The sequence below is a fragment of the Halobellus rufus genome (assembly GCF_000739575.1).
Classification (GTDB): domain Archaea; phylum Halobacteriota; class Halobacteria; order Halobacteriales; family Haloferacaceae; genus Haloquadratum; species Haloquadratum rufum.
In genome coordinates, this window is record NZ_BBJO01000014.1 from 223903 (window position 1) to 240519 (window position 16617).

Below are 16617 nucleotides of genomic sequence, written 5' to 3' on the forward strand. Positions count from 1 at the left end.
TCATTTTTTGTAGCAGAAATCGGAGAACGACAGCGGTCACACCAGCAGGGCCATCTGGCCGCTCAGTCGCTCGGACGCGCGATCGAACCGCGGGCGACGGGCGTGTCGTCGTCGACGACGTCCGAGAGGTTCAGTCGGTCGAGTAGTTCGCGCGTCGGAATCCCCTCTTCGTTCCACCCACGGGCCGCGTAGTAGCGGCGGCGCAGGCCGTCGAACCAGTCCGTGTCGATGGCCTCGCCCGCGGCGGGCCCGCCCGAGAGCGGGCGCTCGAAGACCGACGGGAGCGTCTCGTCGGCCGCGTCGAACCCCTCTCTGACGTTGAACAGCCGCGTCAGCGTCCACGCGCGCTCGCCGACGCGGAGGAGTTCCGCGGGGTCGCTCGGAGCCGGCGAGTCGACGGCGGCGAGCCACTCCGCCCCGAGATCGTCTTCGAGAACCGCGCCCGCGAAGTCGTCGGCGACGAGGCTCCACAGCACCGCCGAGATGGTCTGTTCGCGTATCACGAGCCGAACCCGGTCGGTGTCGTCCCAGGAGTCGCCCTCGAATACCTCCGTTTCGGCGGGGAGCGACCGCCTGTGGCAGGCACCGCGATCGCTCGTCGCGTACGCCAGCGCCATCGTGGGCGCGCCGCGGGGGTCGTACGCGGGCAGTTCCATCGACTTAATCGTCGGCACCAGTTCCGTCCCGCCGAGGCGGTCGGCCGCGGCGTCGACGCCGTCGGCGAGGACGTCTGAGAGCTCCGAACCGCGCCGTGCGATCGATTCGATGAGTCGGCGGGCCGCCCGCTCGTCGCCGAAGTCGAGCGCAGTTTCGAGACCGAGGTCGTCGGCGGGGTCGACGAGGCCGGTCTCGGCCGCCCGGACCGTCCACGCGACGGCGTTGCCCGCGCTGATGACGTCGAGGCCGAGGCGGTCACAGGTCTGCCCGAGCGCGGCGACCGCGTCGAAGTCGTCGATCCCGAGCCCCGCCCCGAGCGACATCGGGGTCGCACCCCGAGGGACGGACTCGCCCGTCGGGGTATCGACGCGGAAGCCGCCGGGGATCTCGCTCTCCTCGCCGCGCTCGCGATCGTGCGCCGCCTCGCGAACGGCGTCGATGCCGATCCGATCCGCGCCGTCGAAGGAGCCCTCCTGCCAGCCGCGCGTCGAGAGCACGCCGACCTCGTCCGCGAAATCGACGGTTTCGAGCGTCGCGCTCGCGGCGTGCCACCGGCCGACGTCGGTCTCCCGGAAGCGGCGTTCGTACGTCGACTGAAGCGCAGCGACTTCCGGATTCGGTTGCGGGACGGCCCCGCGGGCGACGACCGCCTTCAGCCCCTTCGCGCCCATCACCGCCCCCGCGCCCCCGCGACCGGCGTGGTGGTCGCCGCCGTCGGAGGCGATCGTCGCGTAGCGGACGCGGTTCTCGCCCGCCGGGCCGACGCAGGCGACCGCGCCGTCGAGCGCGTCGCAGGTCTCGACGACGTCGCGACCCCAGAGTTCGTCAGCGGCGGAGAGCGTCGCCTCGCCGCCCTCGATTTCGAGGACTTTCGGTTCGTCCGCCGCGCCGGTCACGGCGACGCCGAGCGCGCCGTCGAGCGCGCCGACGAGCGACGACGCGAAGTTCCCGCCGCTGTAGGAGTCGAGGAACGTCCCCGTCAGCGGCGAGCGGGTGATCGCCGCGAACTGGGGCTCACCCGGGAGCAGTCCCGAGAGCGGGCCGAGCATAAACAGCAGGTAGTTGTCCGTTCCGAGCGGGTCCGTCCCCGGGTCGAGCCGATCGTAGAGGTAGCGCGCGCCGAGTCCCTTCCCCCCGACGTACTCGGCGAGCCACCGCTCGGGAAGCGGCTCCCGGCGCACCGCTCCCGCCGAGAGGTCGACGTGGAGGACGTGAGATGAGGACCCGTCGGTCATTCGGGAGAGGCTAGCAGACGCAGACTCATTAAGCGTTTGTTATGGGTCGTCTCGGCGAGCAGAGCACGCAGACGGCGGAAAAACGGGATTAAATTGGGGGAGAGTCGAACGGGTGATCCGGGTTCACCCGCGGTGGCGGGCTCACTCGGTCGTCGCGATCGCCTCGATCTCGACGGCCGCGCCCTTCGGAACCGCACCTGCACCGACGGCGCTCCGGGCCGGCGGTTCCTCCTCGAAGAACTCGCTGTAGGCCTCGTTGAACTCGTCGAAGTCGTCGATGTCGTCGAGGAAGACGGTCGTCTTCAACACGTCCGACAGCGAGAGCCCCTCGGACTCGAGGATCGCCTCGACGTTCCGGAGACACTGTCGCGTCTGGACGGCGACCGACTCGTCGTCGAGCAGTTCGCCGTCCGTCGTCAGCGGGAGCTGCCCCGCCGTGATCAGGAGGCTGCCGTTGGTCGTCGCCTGACTGTACGCGCCCACTGCGGCCGGGGCGTCGTCCGTGCTGATAGTCCGCTTCATACGGTTCGGGGTATCCAGCCGACCGACTTAAAACTCGGTTGGTCGGATCGGACGCCACACAACGTGAAGGGAGACCGAGAGATCGTGTCGACCGGCGTCGTCTTGGAGGACAGACGCAGCGTCGAGCCTCACTGATTGATGACGACGATCGCGACGAGCGCCAACCCGATTCCGGCCGCCTTCTGCATCGAGAGCGGTTCGCCGAGCGCGACGATGCTGATCACCGCGGCGGTCACGAAGTACATCCCGCCGATCGTCGAGACGATCGCCGTCGAGCCGACAGTGACGCCGATAAACGTCGAGAGGACGCCGATCGCAGCCGCGACGCCGGCGACCGCCGAGTAGAGAAGCCCGCGGTTGGTCACCGCCACCGACGCGTCGGAGGCGACCACGTACACCCCGGCGACGATCGTCGCCGTGAGATAGGAGACGAACGCCGCCATCTCCGGATCGATGCTGTTGGAGGCGACGTCGCCGAAGGTGATCCAAAACCCCCACGCGAGCATCGTCCCGAGGCCGAAGACGATCGCCGGGTTCACGCGGGATCCCCCAGATTACCGCTGCTCGACCACGAAGAGATCCGTGCGAAGTCCAAACCCGATCCGCCTGCTGATAGCAGTCCGATGTGCATACGGACTGTTCGAAAACGGGGTCAATCAGAGTGCCGATGAACCACAATTAGTAGGTTAACTGACAGTACAGTTTTATTCCGGGTTCGAGTATGTCTGATAGTGGTTGACTCACAGGGACAGTCCGACGAGCGTCCGTTCGAGGAGGTGTTCTACCCGGCGGACAGGGTCCCGCTCGTCGCGTGGCGGGAGTTCACGGGGGCGAAATCGGCGGTCGCGCTGATGGGCGTCATCACCGTGTTGGCGTTCGTGACCGGCCTCTCGAACCTCAGTCAACCCGACCCGATCGTCGAGGGACCACTGGCCGCGTTCCTGCCGATGGCCGAGGGGTTCGCGAGGTTCGCCGGCGTGCTGTTCGCGTTCCCGCTGGGGCTGGTCACTGTCGGTCTCCAGCGGCGAAAGCGGATCGCCTGGCGGGTCGGACTGGCGCTGCTTCCGGGCCTGGTGCTGCTGCCGCTCGTGACCGGTCGGGCGACCGAACTCCCGCTCTTCGTCCTCAGTCTCTCGGCGATACCGCTGCTCGTGCTCAACCGCGAGGGGTTCGAGCAGCGGATCGACCTCTCGTCGCTGCAGATCGCATCGCTCGCGGCCATCGTCGGCGTCGGTCTCTACGGGACCGTCGGCGCGTACGGGCTTCGCGGGCAGTTCCTCGAACTGAACGGCTGGGGCGACGCGTTCTACTACGTCGTCGTCACCATCGCGACGGTGGGCTACGGGGACATCACGCCGGTCACGCTCGAAGCGAGACTGTTCTCGCTGTCGGTGATCCTGTTCGGAACCGGCGCGTTCACCGTCGCCGTCGGCGCGCTCATCGGCCCGGCGATCGAATCGCGGATGGCGGCAGCCTTCGGAACAATGACCGCATCAGAGCTTTCACTTCTCGAGGACCACGTCGTGGTGCTCGGGTCCGGCGACGTGACAGAATCGTTCCTCGACAGCGTCGGCGACGAGACCGACGTCGTCGTCGTGACTGCCGACGCCGACGTGGCCGCAGAACTCGCCGAGGCCGGCGTCGAGGTGCTGACGGACGATCCGACCGACGAGTCCGCGCTTCGAGACGCGCAAGTCGACGTGGCGCGCGGCGTGGCCGTCGCGAGCGACGACGACGCCGTCAACGTCCTCGCCGTGTTGGCGACCCGAAACGTCAACCCCGACGTGAGAGTCGTCGCCGTCGCGAACGAGGAGACGCACGTGGAGAAGTTGACCGCCGTCGGTGCCGACGAGATCATCGACCTGCGCGCGATCGGCGGGCGGTTACTGGGCGAATCACTGCTCGATACGGAGCCGGAAGCGAGCGAGGAATCGGCTTCTGAGGGAACGACAAACCGGGGATCCACCGAGTGACGTACAGAGCTATCGATCGCCTCGATTCGGGTTCCCGCCGGCAACAGAATAATAGCAGTTCGTGCTAACACCCCACATATGAGCGGATCCGACGGGACCGAGTCGCCACGGCTGCTGCTCCGGGTGCTCTCGCTGACGTTCGTCGGCGCGGGAGCGGTCGTGCTCGTCGGGTTCTTCTTCCCCTCGATCGTCGCGGACGCGCTCGGCGGCCGCTCGTGGCTCCTGCTGTCGCTCTTGTTCTTCGGCTCCGGGCTCGGATACCTCGCGGCGCTGCCCTACGAGGAAGTCCGCTCTGAGGGTTCCAGCGCGGGATCGCTGCTTCACATCCGTCGAGAGTCGCTGTGGTCAGTCGTCTCCAATCTCGTCAGGATGCATGATCCGGTCGTCCTCGGACTGCCGGTTGCCGTGTTCGCGCTCTACTTCGCCCTCCAGACGGGCGCGCCCGCGGCGACCACCGAGGGCGTCGAACTCGTCACCGACGTCGTCCTTCGCGGGTTCGGTCCGGTGCTCGTCGGGACCGTGTTGCTCGCGGTCGGGTTCTCGGCGTTTCTGGTGTTGGGTTCGTGGGGTGACATCAGACTCGGCGGCGACGTCGAACCGGCCTACACGTTTCCGACGTACTTCGCGCTGGTGTTCACCGCGGGCATCGCTGCGGGGATCGTGTTCTGGGGGCCCGCCGAAGCGCTCTTTCACTATCAGTCGCCGCCGCCGTACTTCGACGTCGCCCCGCAGTCGGACGCCGCGATCGACGCTGCACTCACGTACGCGCTCTTTCACTGGGGCGTCAGCGCGTGGAGCGCGTACGCGGTCGTCGGCGTCCCGATCGCGTACTTCGTCTTCGAACGCGGCGCGCCGCTGCGAGTCTCCTCGATACTGACACCGTTTCTGGGCGTCGACGGCCTCGACTCCCGGTGGAGCCGCGTCGTCGACACGATGGCGGTGTTCGCGACAATCGGTGGCATCGCGACCTCGATGGCGCTGGTCTCCCAGCAGTTTCTGACCGGCGTCGAGTTCCACTGGAGCGGACGGCGGGTCCGATCGCGCCCGTGCTGTTCGCCGTCGGACTCGCCGTCGTGTACGTGCTGTCGGCGGTCACCGGGCTACACCGCGGGATCAGGCGGATCGCCGCGGTCTGTGTCGTGTTGTTCGCGGTGTTCGCGGTTCTGCTGGTCGCAGTCGGGCCGCGGTCCTTCGTCGTCGACCGCGGCAGCGGCGCTATCGGCTCCTACCTAGTCAATTTCGTACCGATGAGCCTCCGCTCCTCGGGGGCGTGGGTGACCGACTGGACGATCTGGAACTGGGCGTGGTGGTTCTCGTGGGCCCCGTTCGCCGGGACGTTCCTCGCGGCGCTCTCGCGCGGCCGACGCATCCGGACCGTGGTGTTGACGACCGTCGGAGCGACGTCTGCCGCGACGATGGCGTGGTTCCTCGTCGTCGGCGGGACGTCGCTGTCGATGCAGCACCGCGGGGTGGTCGACGTCCTCGCCGCCGTCGAGGCGAGAGGCGGGACCGAGGCCGTGGCCGGCTTTCCGCTGCTCTCGGGGCTGCCACTGGGCGACGTCCTGATATTCCTCTTTTTGGGGCTCATCGTCGTGTTCATCGTCACATCCGCAGACACCTCGACGATGATCGCGGCGATCCTGGCCTCCCGTCGCGGCGTCGCACCCTCACGCGGAGGAATCGCGCTCTGGGGCGCGTTTCAAGCCGCCGTCGCGCTCGGCGTCGTGCTGGTCGGCGGGGGCGAGACACTCCAGGCCCTGGCGGTGCTCACGGGCGCGCCGTTCGCCGTGCTGGCACTGGTCGCGATGGTCGGGTTCGCCCTCGCGTGCGTCCGGGAAGAGCGCGGACGGGGCCACACGTCGCTGGTGAGTCGCGTGAGAGGGCGTCTCCCCGCGATTCAACTGCATCACGACGTCGATCCCGGAGACAGAGAGGAGTGATCTGGGTCGAAGACGCCGGAGCGTGACGGCTCAGGCGGTCGCGATCGACCGGCAGAAGTTCTCGACGATCCGCTTTCCGGCGTCGGTGAGGATGCTCTCGGGGTGGAACTGCACGCCGTAATGGGGTTTCTCCCTGTGTTCGACGCCCATCACGACCCCCTGTTCGTCGTCGGTCGCGGCGGTCTCGACGAGAACGTCCGGGATGGAGCCGGGTTCGACAGCCAGCGAGTGGTACCGACCGACCTCGAACGTCTCGTCGACGCCCTCGTAGAGGAGACCGCCGTCGTGACGCACGAGCGACGGCTTTCCGTGGACGACGTCCGGCGCGTGGCCGACGGGCGCGCCGTGGACCGCACAGAGCGCCTGGTGGCCGAGACAGACGCCGAGGGCCGGATAGTCGGTCTCCGAGAACACGTCCATCGAAATCCCGGCGTCCCGCGGCGTTCCCGGCCCGGGAGAGACGACGATACCGTCGGGATCGAGATCCCGGATCCCGGACACGTCGATGGCGTCGTTGCGGCGGACGGCGACGTCCGCGAACTCGCCGACGTACTGGACGAGGTTGTACGCGAACGAGTCGTAGTTGTCGACGATGAGGATCATCGCGACTCGTCCACCTCCAGTGGTCGCGGGTTTTCGGACCCTCTCGATTCGGTTCGTTCGGATCCATCCGATTCTGTCTGGTCGGATCCGCTCGATTCTGTTCGTTCGGAGCCCTCGACGGCGAAAGAGGCCTGCGCGCCGAGCGCCTCGTCGACGGCGGTGATGAGCGCTCGCGCCTTGTCGAGGGTCTCCTGGTACTCGTCTTCGGGGACCGAGTCGTGGACGATTCCCGCACCGACGCGGAGCCGATACTCGTCGCCGCGGCGGACGAGCGTGCGGATGACGATGTTCAGCGTCGCCCGGTCGTCGAACCCGAAGATCCCGATGCTGCCGGTGTAGGGTCCCCGACGAGTGGCCTCGACCTCGTCGATGATCTCCATCGTCCGCGGCTTCGGCGCGCCGGTGATCGTCCCGCCTGGGAACACCGCCGCGACGGCGTCTGCGATCGTCGTCTCGGGGCGGCGGACGCCCTCGACGAGCGACACGAGGTGCATCACCTCCGAATACCGATCGATCCGGCGGTACTCGGACACCTCGACGGTGCCGTACTCGCTGACCTTCCCGAGGTCGTTGCGTTCGAGGTCGACGAGCATCGCGTGCTCGGCGCGCTCTTTCTCGTTCGAGCGCAGATTCGCCTCCAGTTCGGCGTCCTCCTCTGACGTCTCGCCCCTCGGGCGCGTTCCGGCGATCGGTTCCGTGACGAGTCGGTCGCCGTCGACCTCCAAGAGCAGTTCCGGGCTGGCGCTGACGAGGTCCACACCCGGGAACTCGAGCAGTCCCGAGTACGGCGCGGGATTGACCCGCCGGAGCGCGTCGAACGCATCCACCGGGTGGACCGCCGCCGGCGCGACGAGGCGGTGGGAGACGTTCGTCTGGAAGGTGTCGCCGTCGCGGATGTGGCGTTTGATCGTCGAAACCCGGTCGGCGAACGCGGACTCCCCGCACTCGCTCTCGAAGGTCGCGCTGCTCGCGCTCACCGGAGGGCTCGGTATCGTTTCCGGTTCCGAGTGGACGGCCTCGGATATATCGAGCGCCCGATCGAGAGCAGCTTCGTAGCTGGCCTCGTGGTCGTCGCCGACGACGGGACACGTCGTGATCCGGAGTTCGACGCCGTCGTCCTCGCGGGGTTCTTTCCACGCCACGACGCGGTCGAAGACGCCGAGTTGGAGTCGGGGGAGGCCGTCGTCCGCCGTGGTGTCGGGAAGCGATTCCAGTTCGCGGGCCACGTCGTAGGAGAGCCAGCCGAAGGCACCGCAGGGTAGGGTACCTCGCAGTCGCCACGAACGAGGGACTCGCGATCGAGCAGCGAGTCGATCGTGTCGATGGTAGGGGTTTCACCGAACGATGCGTCCGGCTCGGCGGAGACGTCGACACGCTCGATCGGATCGACGGCGAAGTAGCCCCATCCCGACTGTCCGCCCGTCGTTTCGAGGTAGACGCCGTCCGCGCCGTCGTGACGAACACGCCGATACGCATCGAACGGGTCAGAGACCACTGTTCGAACCTCGACCGGAACGCGGGCCCCGTCGGGGGCGGAGGCCGCGGTCTCGAGGAACTCCTCTCGCTCGGTTACGACCGTGGTTTCGCTCATCTGATACGAAGTACTCCCGCCGACGGTCACGGGACGTGACCCGGCAATTTCTATCGGAGGTGGATCGTATACACGAAAAAATCTTGCGTGACCGGACAGCTTGGGTCAGCTTGTGTGATGAGATATCCTTTCACATCGAGACGTTCGGGTGGGCTCCAGCAAATACGAGGTAAGTAAAGATTTTCTGATGGTTTTGTGTGTGATCTGTTCGGGTACGAGTCGACCGTTCGATGGGATTTTCACTCGGAGGCTCGCAGATTCGTTATGTCCGAACTGACGGCACATCACGTCGGCGTCACTGTCGACGATCTCGAACGGTCCGTCGCGTTCTACCGCGATACGCTCGGGTTACCGGAGCTCGCTCGGTTCACGGTCGGCGGAGAGGCCTTCGCGAAGGGAGTTGGGATCGAGGGTGCGGAGGCCTCGTTCGTGCATCTCGACGGGGGAGACGTCCGAATCGAACTGGTCTCCTACGAGTCCACCGGTGGATCTCCCGATGGTACCGACGACGAGGGGGGAGCGGAGTCACGCCTCGATCAGGCGGGAGCGACGCACATCGGACTCACTGTCGACGACGTGGTCGGGTTTTACGACTCGCTTTCCGACGACGTCGAAACGATAAGCCGACCACAGACCACAGAATCCGGAACGACGATTTTCTTCGTTCGCGATCCCGAAGGGAATCTCGTCGAAGTGCTCTCGACGTGACTTCGTTCCGTCTCAGATAGACACAGATATTGGGAACTCATTCAATATAAACCGTTAACAATGGATGAGATGTAAAAATACCCGAACGAGTACTGACAAAGCCTCAGGTACGTGTGGTCCCAAAGAGTAGGTACGATGGCAACAGCCAACGAATTCGAACGAACGCGAACCGCTGCAGAAGAGACCGACTTCTATCTCCCGGCGTCGTCGATCTCGACGGCCCTCGACCGTATCGAGACGGTGGTCGGTCGGTTTGTCAGGCGCCACGGCGTCGTCCTGATCCCCGACACGTACAACAAGTAACCACGACGCGCCGTTTTCCGGAGATTACGTCACGTCGGCGGTTTCGATGCGAATTTTCGAGGCGGTTCACGCTGGGTTGGGTGTGAGAGATCCGTTTCGACAGTATGGGTAGCGTACGGTCGAATAATCCGAGCCGACGACACACCCCCTCCACTTTGTCCGCAGTACTCCGCGAGTGGGAGGGGGATGATCGCGAGGTCGCCCCTCTGGAAACAGATTCGCCCCCGGCGAAGCACAGCTTCTCGTATGTGACTCTCCGATAACGACTCGCTCACACTGACTTGCGTCTGCGCGATTGACACCCACACCACGATGTCCGCTGAAAGCCCACTAGGAGACTCAGTTGCAGTCTCCTCAAGGACAGATAGGCCATCGAACAGAGCGAGTCGTTCCCGCGGCGTTCGGGAACACCACGATGTCCGCAGTTCTATCCATCGGACGCTTCCGATCGGCCTCGGAGTGGTATTCGCCGCACTGTTCGGATGTGCACCCGACCCTCCCCCTCCACTTTGTCCGCTGTTGTTGGAAGAAACGCCACCGTTGTCAGGGGGAACTCCGCTGTTGGTAGTGAAACCGAGCGAGTGAAGGAATACCGAAGTGGCAAGCAAAACCTCGATCGACGACGAGGATCGCGAAATCACGTCACGCGACGATAGCGTCAGTGCTGAGTTCGGTCGCCACGCCGGACCGAGGATCACGGCGAACGGAAATCACAGTCAGTGGCGACGAAGAACACGGACACGCGCGAATAGGCGGTTGAACGTGATCCCACGTCAACCGCTATTAATTGAGACCACGGACCAATTAAATCTAACTAGTAATAAAACCTGTGTTAACAAATAGACGGATTCGACCCCCCACCCAATACCCGGTTAACTGCGGACAAAGTGGAGGGGGTGTGTTCGACCACCCTTTATTTCAACGAGAACAGCGGACACTCCGGACACCGTGGTTTTATTTATGTAGTGCTCGAATACTGGTGTGTAATGGTCCTCTTCGAGCGGGACAACGATATCTATCGTGATCGAGACGCCTTACGGGAGGACTACCAGCCGGAAGCGCTCGTGGGACGAGACGAGGAGTTACAGACGTATCAAGCTGCCCTGCAGCCGGTAATCAACGGGGAGCAACCGAACAACATCTTCCTGTACGGGAAGACCGGCGTCGGGAAGACGGCGGCGACGAAGTACCTCCTCGCGCACCTCAAAGAGGACGCCGCACAGTACGACGACATCGACCTCTCCGTGATCTTCCTGAACTGCGACGGCCTCACGAGTTCCTACCAGATCGCCACACGTCTCGTGAACAACCTCCGATCCGAGGCCAACCAGATCTCGACGACCGGGTACCCGCTGGCGTCCGTCTACGAGATGCTCTGGGAGGACCTCGACGACCGCGGTGGGACCGTCCTCGTCGTTCTCGACGAGATCGATCACGTCAACGACGACAGCATCCTCTATCAGCTCCCGAGGGCTCGCGCGAACGGCGACCTCGAAGTCGCCAAAATCGGACTCATCGGCATTTCGAACGACTTCTCGTTCCGCGACGACCTCTCACCGAAGGTCAAAAGCTCCCTCTGTGAACAGGAGCTTCACTTCCCCGCGTACAACGCGGAGAACCTCCGGGCGATCCTCGAACAGCGGAGCGAGGTGGCCTTCCACGACGACGTCCTCAGCGACGAGGTCATCCCGTTGTGTGCGGCCTACGGTGCGAAGGACGCCGGTGACGCGCGACAGTCGATCGACCTCTTGATGAAGGCCGGCGACCTGGCCCGGGACGAGGAGACGGCTCAAGTCACCGAAGAACACGTCCGTCGCGGTCGACGCGCGCTGGAACGCGGACGGATCAAAGAGGGGATCAACGGCCTCACCGAACACGGCCACCTCGTCCTCTACGCGCTCTTGACGCTCGATCTCGAAGGCGAAGCGCCCATCCGGTCTCGCGACGTGAGGCCTCGATACACTCGCTTCGCCGAACTCGCTAACCGCGATCCCCTCGTCCCGCGTCGGATGCGCGATCACCTCAGCGAGTTGGCTATGTTGGGCATCGTCTCGGTCACCGAGCGCAACGAGGGTCGACGCGGCGGCACCTACCGCGAGTACGCGCTCGATATGGACGTCGAACTGATCCTCTCGGCGATGACGGACACGGTCGAAGTCGTGGGCGTCCACGACTCGATCACGCCGTACGTCGACACGGACGACGATCAGGAACCGCCGACGCTCGAAGACTTCTCACAGGTCTAACCCGATCGACCCGGGACGCCGACGGCCTGCGACACGGAGCGATCTACGACACTGAGCGACCCGCCGAGTACCATCGCTGCGGCACGCGTTACGGTTCGCCGACCGATTCGTCTCTCCTGGTACCACACCACGATGTCCGTAGCTATCGACTCGATCGTCCCGGAGCGACGCGCTCTCACTGCTTCTCCGGACACTGTGGTGTGTCCGCGTTCACAGCCTATCACTATGCTGCTGGCTTTCACCGACTTTTCTCAGGACGTCGTGGTGTCTCGCGATCGAGGTAACAGCGGACACCGAGGGGTCCTAACAGCAAACTACCCCCAATCGACCACGTGGCGTCCACCGTTACCAGTTACTTGTCGGATCAGTCGGCTTATCATCCGCCCCCCTGACTGTGGACGTATCTGTATGTTCGGTACGAGCGGGATACGCGGACCAGTCGGCGAAGCGGTGGACGCCCGGCTCGCTGTCGACGTGGGTCGCGGCGTCGCGAGCGAGGCGGATAAAGTCGTCGTCGGACGCGACGTACGAGAGACCGGGGCCGTCCTCGCAGACGCACTCTCCGCGGGCCTGCGCGAGTGTGGGACCGACGTGATTCGCCTTGGAATCGTTTCGACGCCGACGCTCGCGAGGAGCGTCCGGTGGTTCGGCGCTGACGCCGGAGTCGGCATCACCGCATCGCACAACCCCGCCTCCGACAACGGAATCAAACTGTGGAACCCCTCGGGCCAGGCGTTCACGCCCGCCCAGACGGACGCGATCGAGGAGCGTCTCGACGCCGACGACGCCCAGACGGCCCCGTGGGACGAGTTCGGAACCGAACGGCCCGTCGATGACGCCTCCGCGAGACACGTCGACCAACTCGTGGCGACGGTCACGGAATCGGACTCGTTGTCGGCGACAGTTTCGGAATCGGATCTACCCGAATCGGTTACCTCGAAAGCGTCCCCGTTCGAGGGACTGACGATCGTCGTCGACTTGGGCAACGGCACTGGCCGGGTCACCGTCGACGCGCTGTACGAGCTGGGCGCGACCGTTCACACACTCGATGGACAACCGGACGGTCGCTTTCCGGCCCGGAAGAGCGAACCGAACGCCGAGACCCTCGGCGCGCTCCGATCGGCGGTCCCGGCCCTCGACGCCGACCTCGGAATCGCTCACGACGGCGACGCAGACAGGATGGTCGCCGTCACCGCCGAGGGGGAGTACGTCCCCGGCGACGTCCTCCTGGCGCTTTTCGCACGCGACGCCGTCGACGGTGCCGTGCCTTCCGACCCCGAGTCCGCCCGTGCGGCTCCCGACACGAAAACGACCGGGACGGGCACCGGACCCGCGCGCGTCGCCGTCCCAGTCGACACGAGCTTACTGGTCGCCGACGCAGTGACCGAGGTCGGCGGCGAGGTCGCGTACACACCCGTCGGCGACGTCCACGTGGCGGAGGCGGTCTCACGGGAGGGGTTCGTCTTCGGCGGAGAGCCCTCCGGCGCGTGGATCTGGCCCGAGCAGACGCTCGCGCCGGACGGCCACCTCGCGGCGCTCCGCCTCGTCTCGCTCCTCGCGCGGCGCGGGTCTCTCGACGGGCTCCTCGATGCACTTCCGACCGACGCCTACGTCACCCGTCGCGAGAATATCCCTGTCGAGGACCGATCCGCGTCGATGGAGGCCGTCGAGCGGGAACTCCGCGACCGGTACAACGACATCGACTCCATCGACGGCCTCCGCGTCGAGACCGACGACGGATGGTTCCTGGTCCGACCGAGCGGAACGGAACCGCTCGTTCGGGTGACGGCGGAAGCCCGAGAAGACCGGGCCGCAGACGAACTCCTCGAATCGGCGCTCGACGTCGTCTCGGCCAACGCCGTCCGCTGACGATCGGTCTTTCAAACGGGGGAGGTCGACCTTTCTAACAGCGGACATACTGGTGTTCGAAACGGAGAAAAACGGCTGGAGAAACCTCCTATCGCGGGGATCAGACTAGGAGCACGTTTGGCACGTTCGCATAGGGGCCGATCCGAACCCGACGGAGCTGTGTGCGCTGGATTCCGCCCGATGTGGCCGTCAGTACGCCGGCCCTCTTCAGCGGAACAGGCCGAGTAGATCGTAGTCGTGATCGGGTTCGTACCGACGGAACAGCAGGCTGTTCGTCAGCACCGACACCGACGAGAACGCCATCGCGCCGGCGGCGAGCACGGGCTGGAGTAACCCGAGGGAGGCGAGCGGAATCATCGCGGTGTTGTACCCCAGCGCCCAGACGAGGTTCTGCTTGATCTTCTGGAGGGTCGCATCGGAGATACGGATGGCCTTCACGACGTCCAGGGGGTCGTCGCGCATCAGCGTCACGTCCGCCGCTTCGATGGCGACGTCGGTCCCCGAACCGATGGCGGTGCCGACGTAGGCGACCGCCAGTGCGGGGGCGTCGTTGACCCCGTCGCCGACCATCATCGCCTTCCGGCCCTCGTCTTGGATCGATTCTACGGCGTCGGACTTGTCCTCGGGGAGGACCTCCGCGCGGACGTTCTCGGGATCGATGCCGACTCGTTCGGCGACGGCGCGGGCGGTCCGCTCGTTGTCGCCGGTGATCATCATCACGTCGATACCGCGCTCTCGGAGCTGGCTCACGGCGTCTCTCGCGCTGTCCTTGACGGTATCGGCGTCGGCGAGGACCCCGATCAGTTGGCCCTCGCTCCCGTCGCCGTCCGAATCGGCGGGTACTCGGGCGACGAGCATCGCGGTCTTGCCCTCGTTTTCGAGCCGCTCCATCGTCTCCGCGGCGGGCGAGGGATCGATCCCGTTGTCCTCGAGCAGCTTCCGATTGCCGACGAGGATCTCGTCGCCGTCGACGGTCGCTTCGACCCCGTGGCCGGGGACGTTCTCGAACGCCTCGGGTTCGCTCACCTCGAGACCGCGCGCTTCCGCTCCGTCGACGATGGCGCGAGCGAGGGGGTGTTCACTGCCGCTCTCGGCGGACGCGGCCAGTCGGAGGACGTCGTCCTCGGAGAGCGAGTCGCGGGAGAGGAGTTGGCCGCCGTCGGTCGCCGAAGCGCCGTCCTCCGGGGTCGCGTCCCCGCCGTCTGCCGCGAGACTGCTGTCGTCACCGAATACGACGACGTCGGTGAGCTCCATCTCTCCCTCGGTGAGCGTTCCGGTCTTGTCGAAGACGACTGTGTCGACGTCCTTGGCGCGTTCGAGCACGTCGCCGCCCTTGAACAGGACGCCGTTCTGCGCGCCGATGGTCGTGCCCACCATCGTCGCGGCGGGCGTCGCGAGCCCCAGCGCACAGGGACAGGCGATCAGGACCGCCGAGGCGAAGACGATGACCGCGAACTCGAAGACCGAGACTGCCCCGCCCGCGATCGCCGGTCCGCCGGCGACGAGTCCCCACAGGGGGAGCCACTCGACGACGCTCGCGAGCGTTCCGGGGAACAGGTACCAGACGACGCCCCAGAGGAGCGCGTTCGCGATGACCGCGGGCACGAAGTACGCCGAGATGCGGTCCGCGAGATTCTGGATCTCGGGCTGGCGGGACTGGGCCTCCTTGACGGTTTGGACGATCTGCTGGAGGGCCGTATCGGAGCCGACCTTCGTCGCCTCGACGACGAGCACGCCGTTCTCGTTGATCGTCGAGCCGACGACCTCGTCGCCCTCCTCCTTCTCGACGGGGACGGACTCGCCGGTCACCATCGACTCGTCGACGGCGGACTGGCCGTCGACGACCACGCCGTCGGTCGGGATCTGCTCGCCCGGGCGGACCTTCATCCGGTCGCCGACCTCGACGTCTTCGAGCGGGATCTCGCGCTCGTTGCCGTCCTCGTCGACGACGGTCGCCGTGTCCGCTTCCATCTCCAGTAGCTTCCGGAGCGCCTCGCCGGCCTGCCCCTTCGAGCGGGCCTCGAGGTAGTTGCCGAGGGTGATGAACACGAGGATCAACGCCGCCGTGTCGAAGTAGAGACTCCCGGCGATGGCACCAGCGAGGACAGACACGGAGTAGACGTACGCCGTCGTGGAGCCGAGAGCGATGAGCACGTCCATGTTCGCCCGGCCGTTCGTCACGATCGCCTTGTAGGAGTTCTTGTAGAAGGGCCACCCGAGAACGACCTGAACGGGCGTCGCGAGCGCGAACTCGACCCAGCCGAACTCGACGCCGAAGACCGTTTCCGGGAACACGGCACCGCCGAGCAGGAGTTTGTCGACGATGAAGAACAGAAGCGGCGTCGAAAGCGCCGCGCCGAACAGCGTGAGCCGGCGCTGCTTGCGGATCTCGGCCTCCCGAGCGGCGTCGCGTGCGTCCCCGCCGGACTCCTCGGTATCGTCCTCTCGAACCGGCGAGTAGCCCGCGTCCTCGATGGCGTCGTACATCTCCTCGCGGGAGACGTCCGCCGGGTTGTACCGCACCTGGGCCTCGTCGGTCGCGTAGTTCACCTCGCGTCGATGACGCCGGGAAGGTTTTCAAGAGCCTCTCGGTTGGTGTCGGCGCAGTTCGCACACGTCATGTCCGAGATCGCGATCGAGACGGTCTCGGAGACGACGCCGTAGCCGGCGTTCTCGATGGCCGCGTATATCTCTCCGAGCGATACGGTGTCGGGATCGTACTCGACGGAGCCCTCGTCCGTCGCGAAGTTGACGTTCGCCTCGACGACGCCGTCGAGGGTCTCGAGGGCGTCCCCGACCGTCGCCGAACAGTTGGCACACGACATCCCCGTGATGTCGAGGTGGGCAGTTCTCGTGTTCATCTTACTGTACACTACGGGTCCCTCTCTTAGTGCAGTTGTCCCTTCGAAAGCGAAGCTAAGCAGCGTACGAAATTCACAATCGAATCCAGTCTGCGAATCTTAGCTGAAA

At 65.6% G+C, this 16617-nt stretch carries 10 protein-coding genes and 3 pseudogenes; 7 read left to right on the plus strand and 6 right to left on the minus strand.

What is annotated here, in order from left to right; all coding sequences use genetic code 11:
- Positions 1-62: 62 nt before the first annotated feature.
- From ACP99_RS07625 to ACP99_RS07635, 3 genes are all read right to left on the minus strand, one after another.
- On the minus strand, positions 63-1892 hold the full coding sequence (locus ACP99_RS07625) for an aldehyde ferredoxin oxidoreductase family protein (protein ID WP_049986019.1): 1830 nt from the start codon (positions 1890-1892) through the stop codon (positions 63-65).
- A 141-nt stretch (positions 1893-2033) separates the two neighbouring features.
- Positions 2034-2414, minus strand: coding sequence for a Rid family detoxifying hydrolase (locus ACP99_RS07630; RefSeq protein ID WP_049986020.1), 381 nt, complete (start codon positions 2412-2414; stop codon positions 2034-2036).
- 128 nt (positions 2415-2542) lie between these two features.
- Complete coding sequence (locus ACP99_RS07635; protein ID WP_049986021.1) at positions 2543-2953, minus strand: EamA family transporter; 411 nt, start codon at positions 2951-2953, stop codon at positions 2543-2545.
- A gap of 192 nt (positions 2954-3145) precedes the next feature.
- Between ACP99_RS07635 and ACP99_RS07640 the strand changes: the two genes are divergently transcribed.
- From ACP99_RS07640 to ACP99_RS21185, 3 genes and pseudogenes are all read left to right on the plus strand, one after another.
- Entirely contained in the window at positions 3146-4387 is a 1242-nt protein-coding gene (locus ACP99_RS07640; RefSeq protein WP_049986022.1) for an NAD-binding protein, read from the plus strand.
- 369 nt (positions 4388-4756) lie between these two features.
- Positions 4757-5347, plus strand: a pseudogene (locus ACP99_RS21180) (BCCT family transporter); the annotation flags it as partial.
- A gap of 119 nt (positions 5348-5466) precedes the next feature.
- A complete protein-coding gene (locus tag ACP99_RS21185; RefSeq protein WP_269319660.1) occupies positions 5467-6327 on the plus strand; it encodes a BCCT family transporter in 861 nt (286 codons plus the stop codon).
- A gap of 30 nt (positions 6328-6357) precedes the next feature.
- On the opposite strand, the gene ACP99_RS07650 is transcribed toward ACP99_RS21185, so the two are convergent.
- The gene (locus ACP99_RS07650) at positions 6358-6930 is read right to left on the minus strand and encodes an anthranilate synthase component II (protein ID WP_049986023.1); all 573 of its coding nucleotides are present in this window, start codon (positions 6928-6930) and stop codon (positions 6358-6360) included.
- Positions 6927-8521 (minus strand): annotated as a pseudogene (locus tag ACP99_RS07655) (anthranilate synthase component I family protein). Before ACP99_RS07655 ends, ACP99_RS07650 begins: the two are co-directional and overlap by 4 nt.
- Before the next feature lie 264 nt (positions 8522-8785).
- Between ACP99_RS07655 and ACP99_RS07660 the strand changes: the two are divergent.
- The 4 genes from ACP99_RS07660 (at position 8786) to glmM (ending at position 13647) form a co-directional block, all read left to right on the plus strand.
- Entirely contained in the window at positions 8786-9229 is a 444-nt protein-coding gene (locus tag ACP99_RS07660) for a VOC family protein (RefSeq protein WP_049986024.1), read from the plus strand.
- Positions 9230-9364: 135 nt separating this feature from the next.
- Entirely contained in the window at positions 9365-9532 is a 168-nt protein-coding gene (locus ACP99_RS20450) for a hypothetical protein (protein WP_197052382.1), read from the plus strand.
- Between the two features lie 986 nt (positions 9533-10518).
- Positions 10519-11778: an orc1/cdc6 family replication initiation protein gene (locus tag ACP99_RS07665; RefSeq protein ID WP_049986025.1), complete on the plus strand. Its 1260-nt coding sequence runs from the start codon at positions 10519-10521 to the stop codon at positions 11776-11778.
- Positions 11779-12186: 408 nt separating this feature from the next.
- On the plus strand, positions 12187-13647 hold the full coding sequence (glmM, locus tag ACP99_RS07670; protein ID WP_049986026.1) for a phosphoglucosamine mutase: 1461 nt from the start codon (positions 12187-12189) through the stop codon (positions 13645-13647).
- A gap of 207 nt (positions 13648-13854) precedes the next feature.
- Here the strand turns inward: glmM and ACP99_RS07675 are convergent.
- Positions 13855-16508 (minus strand): annotated as a pseudogene (locus ACP99_RS07675) (heavy metal translocating P-type ATPase).
- Positions 16509-16617 lie beyond the last annotated feature (109 nt).

Bases quoted from the DNA above. Each gene is read 5' to 3' on its own strand.
- ACP99_RS07625 (WP_049986019.1), bottom strand. From the start codon at position 1,892: ATGACCGACGGGTCCTCATCTCACGTCCTCCACGTCGACCTCTCGGCG.
- ACP99_RS07630 (WP_049986020.1), bottom strand. From the start codon at position 2,414: ATGAAGCGGACTATCAGCACGGACGACGCCCCGGCCGCAGTGGGCGCG.
- ACP99_RS07650 (WP_049986023.1), bottom strand. From the start codon at position 6,930: ATGATCCTCATCGTCGACAACTACGACTCGTTCGCGTACAACCTCGTC.
- ACP99_RS07660 (WP_049986024.1), top strand. From the start codon at position 8,786: ATGTCCGAACTGACGGCACATCACGTCGGCGTCACTGTCGACGATCTC.
- ACP99_RS20450 (WP_197052382.1), top strand. From the start codon at position 9,365: ATGGCAACAGCCAACGAATTCGAACGAACGCGAACCGCTGCAGAAGAG.
- ACP99_RS07665 (WP_049986025.1), top strand. From the start codon at position 10,519: ATGGTCCTCTTCGAGCGGGACAACGATATCTATCGTGATCGAGACGCC.
- glmM (WP_049986026.1), top strand. From the start codon at position 12,187: ATGTTCGGTACGAGCGGGATACGCGGACCAGTCGGCGAAGCGGTGGAC.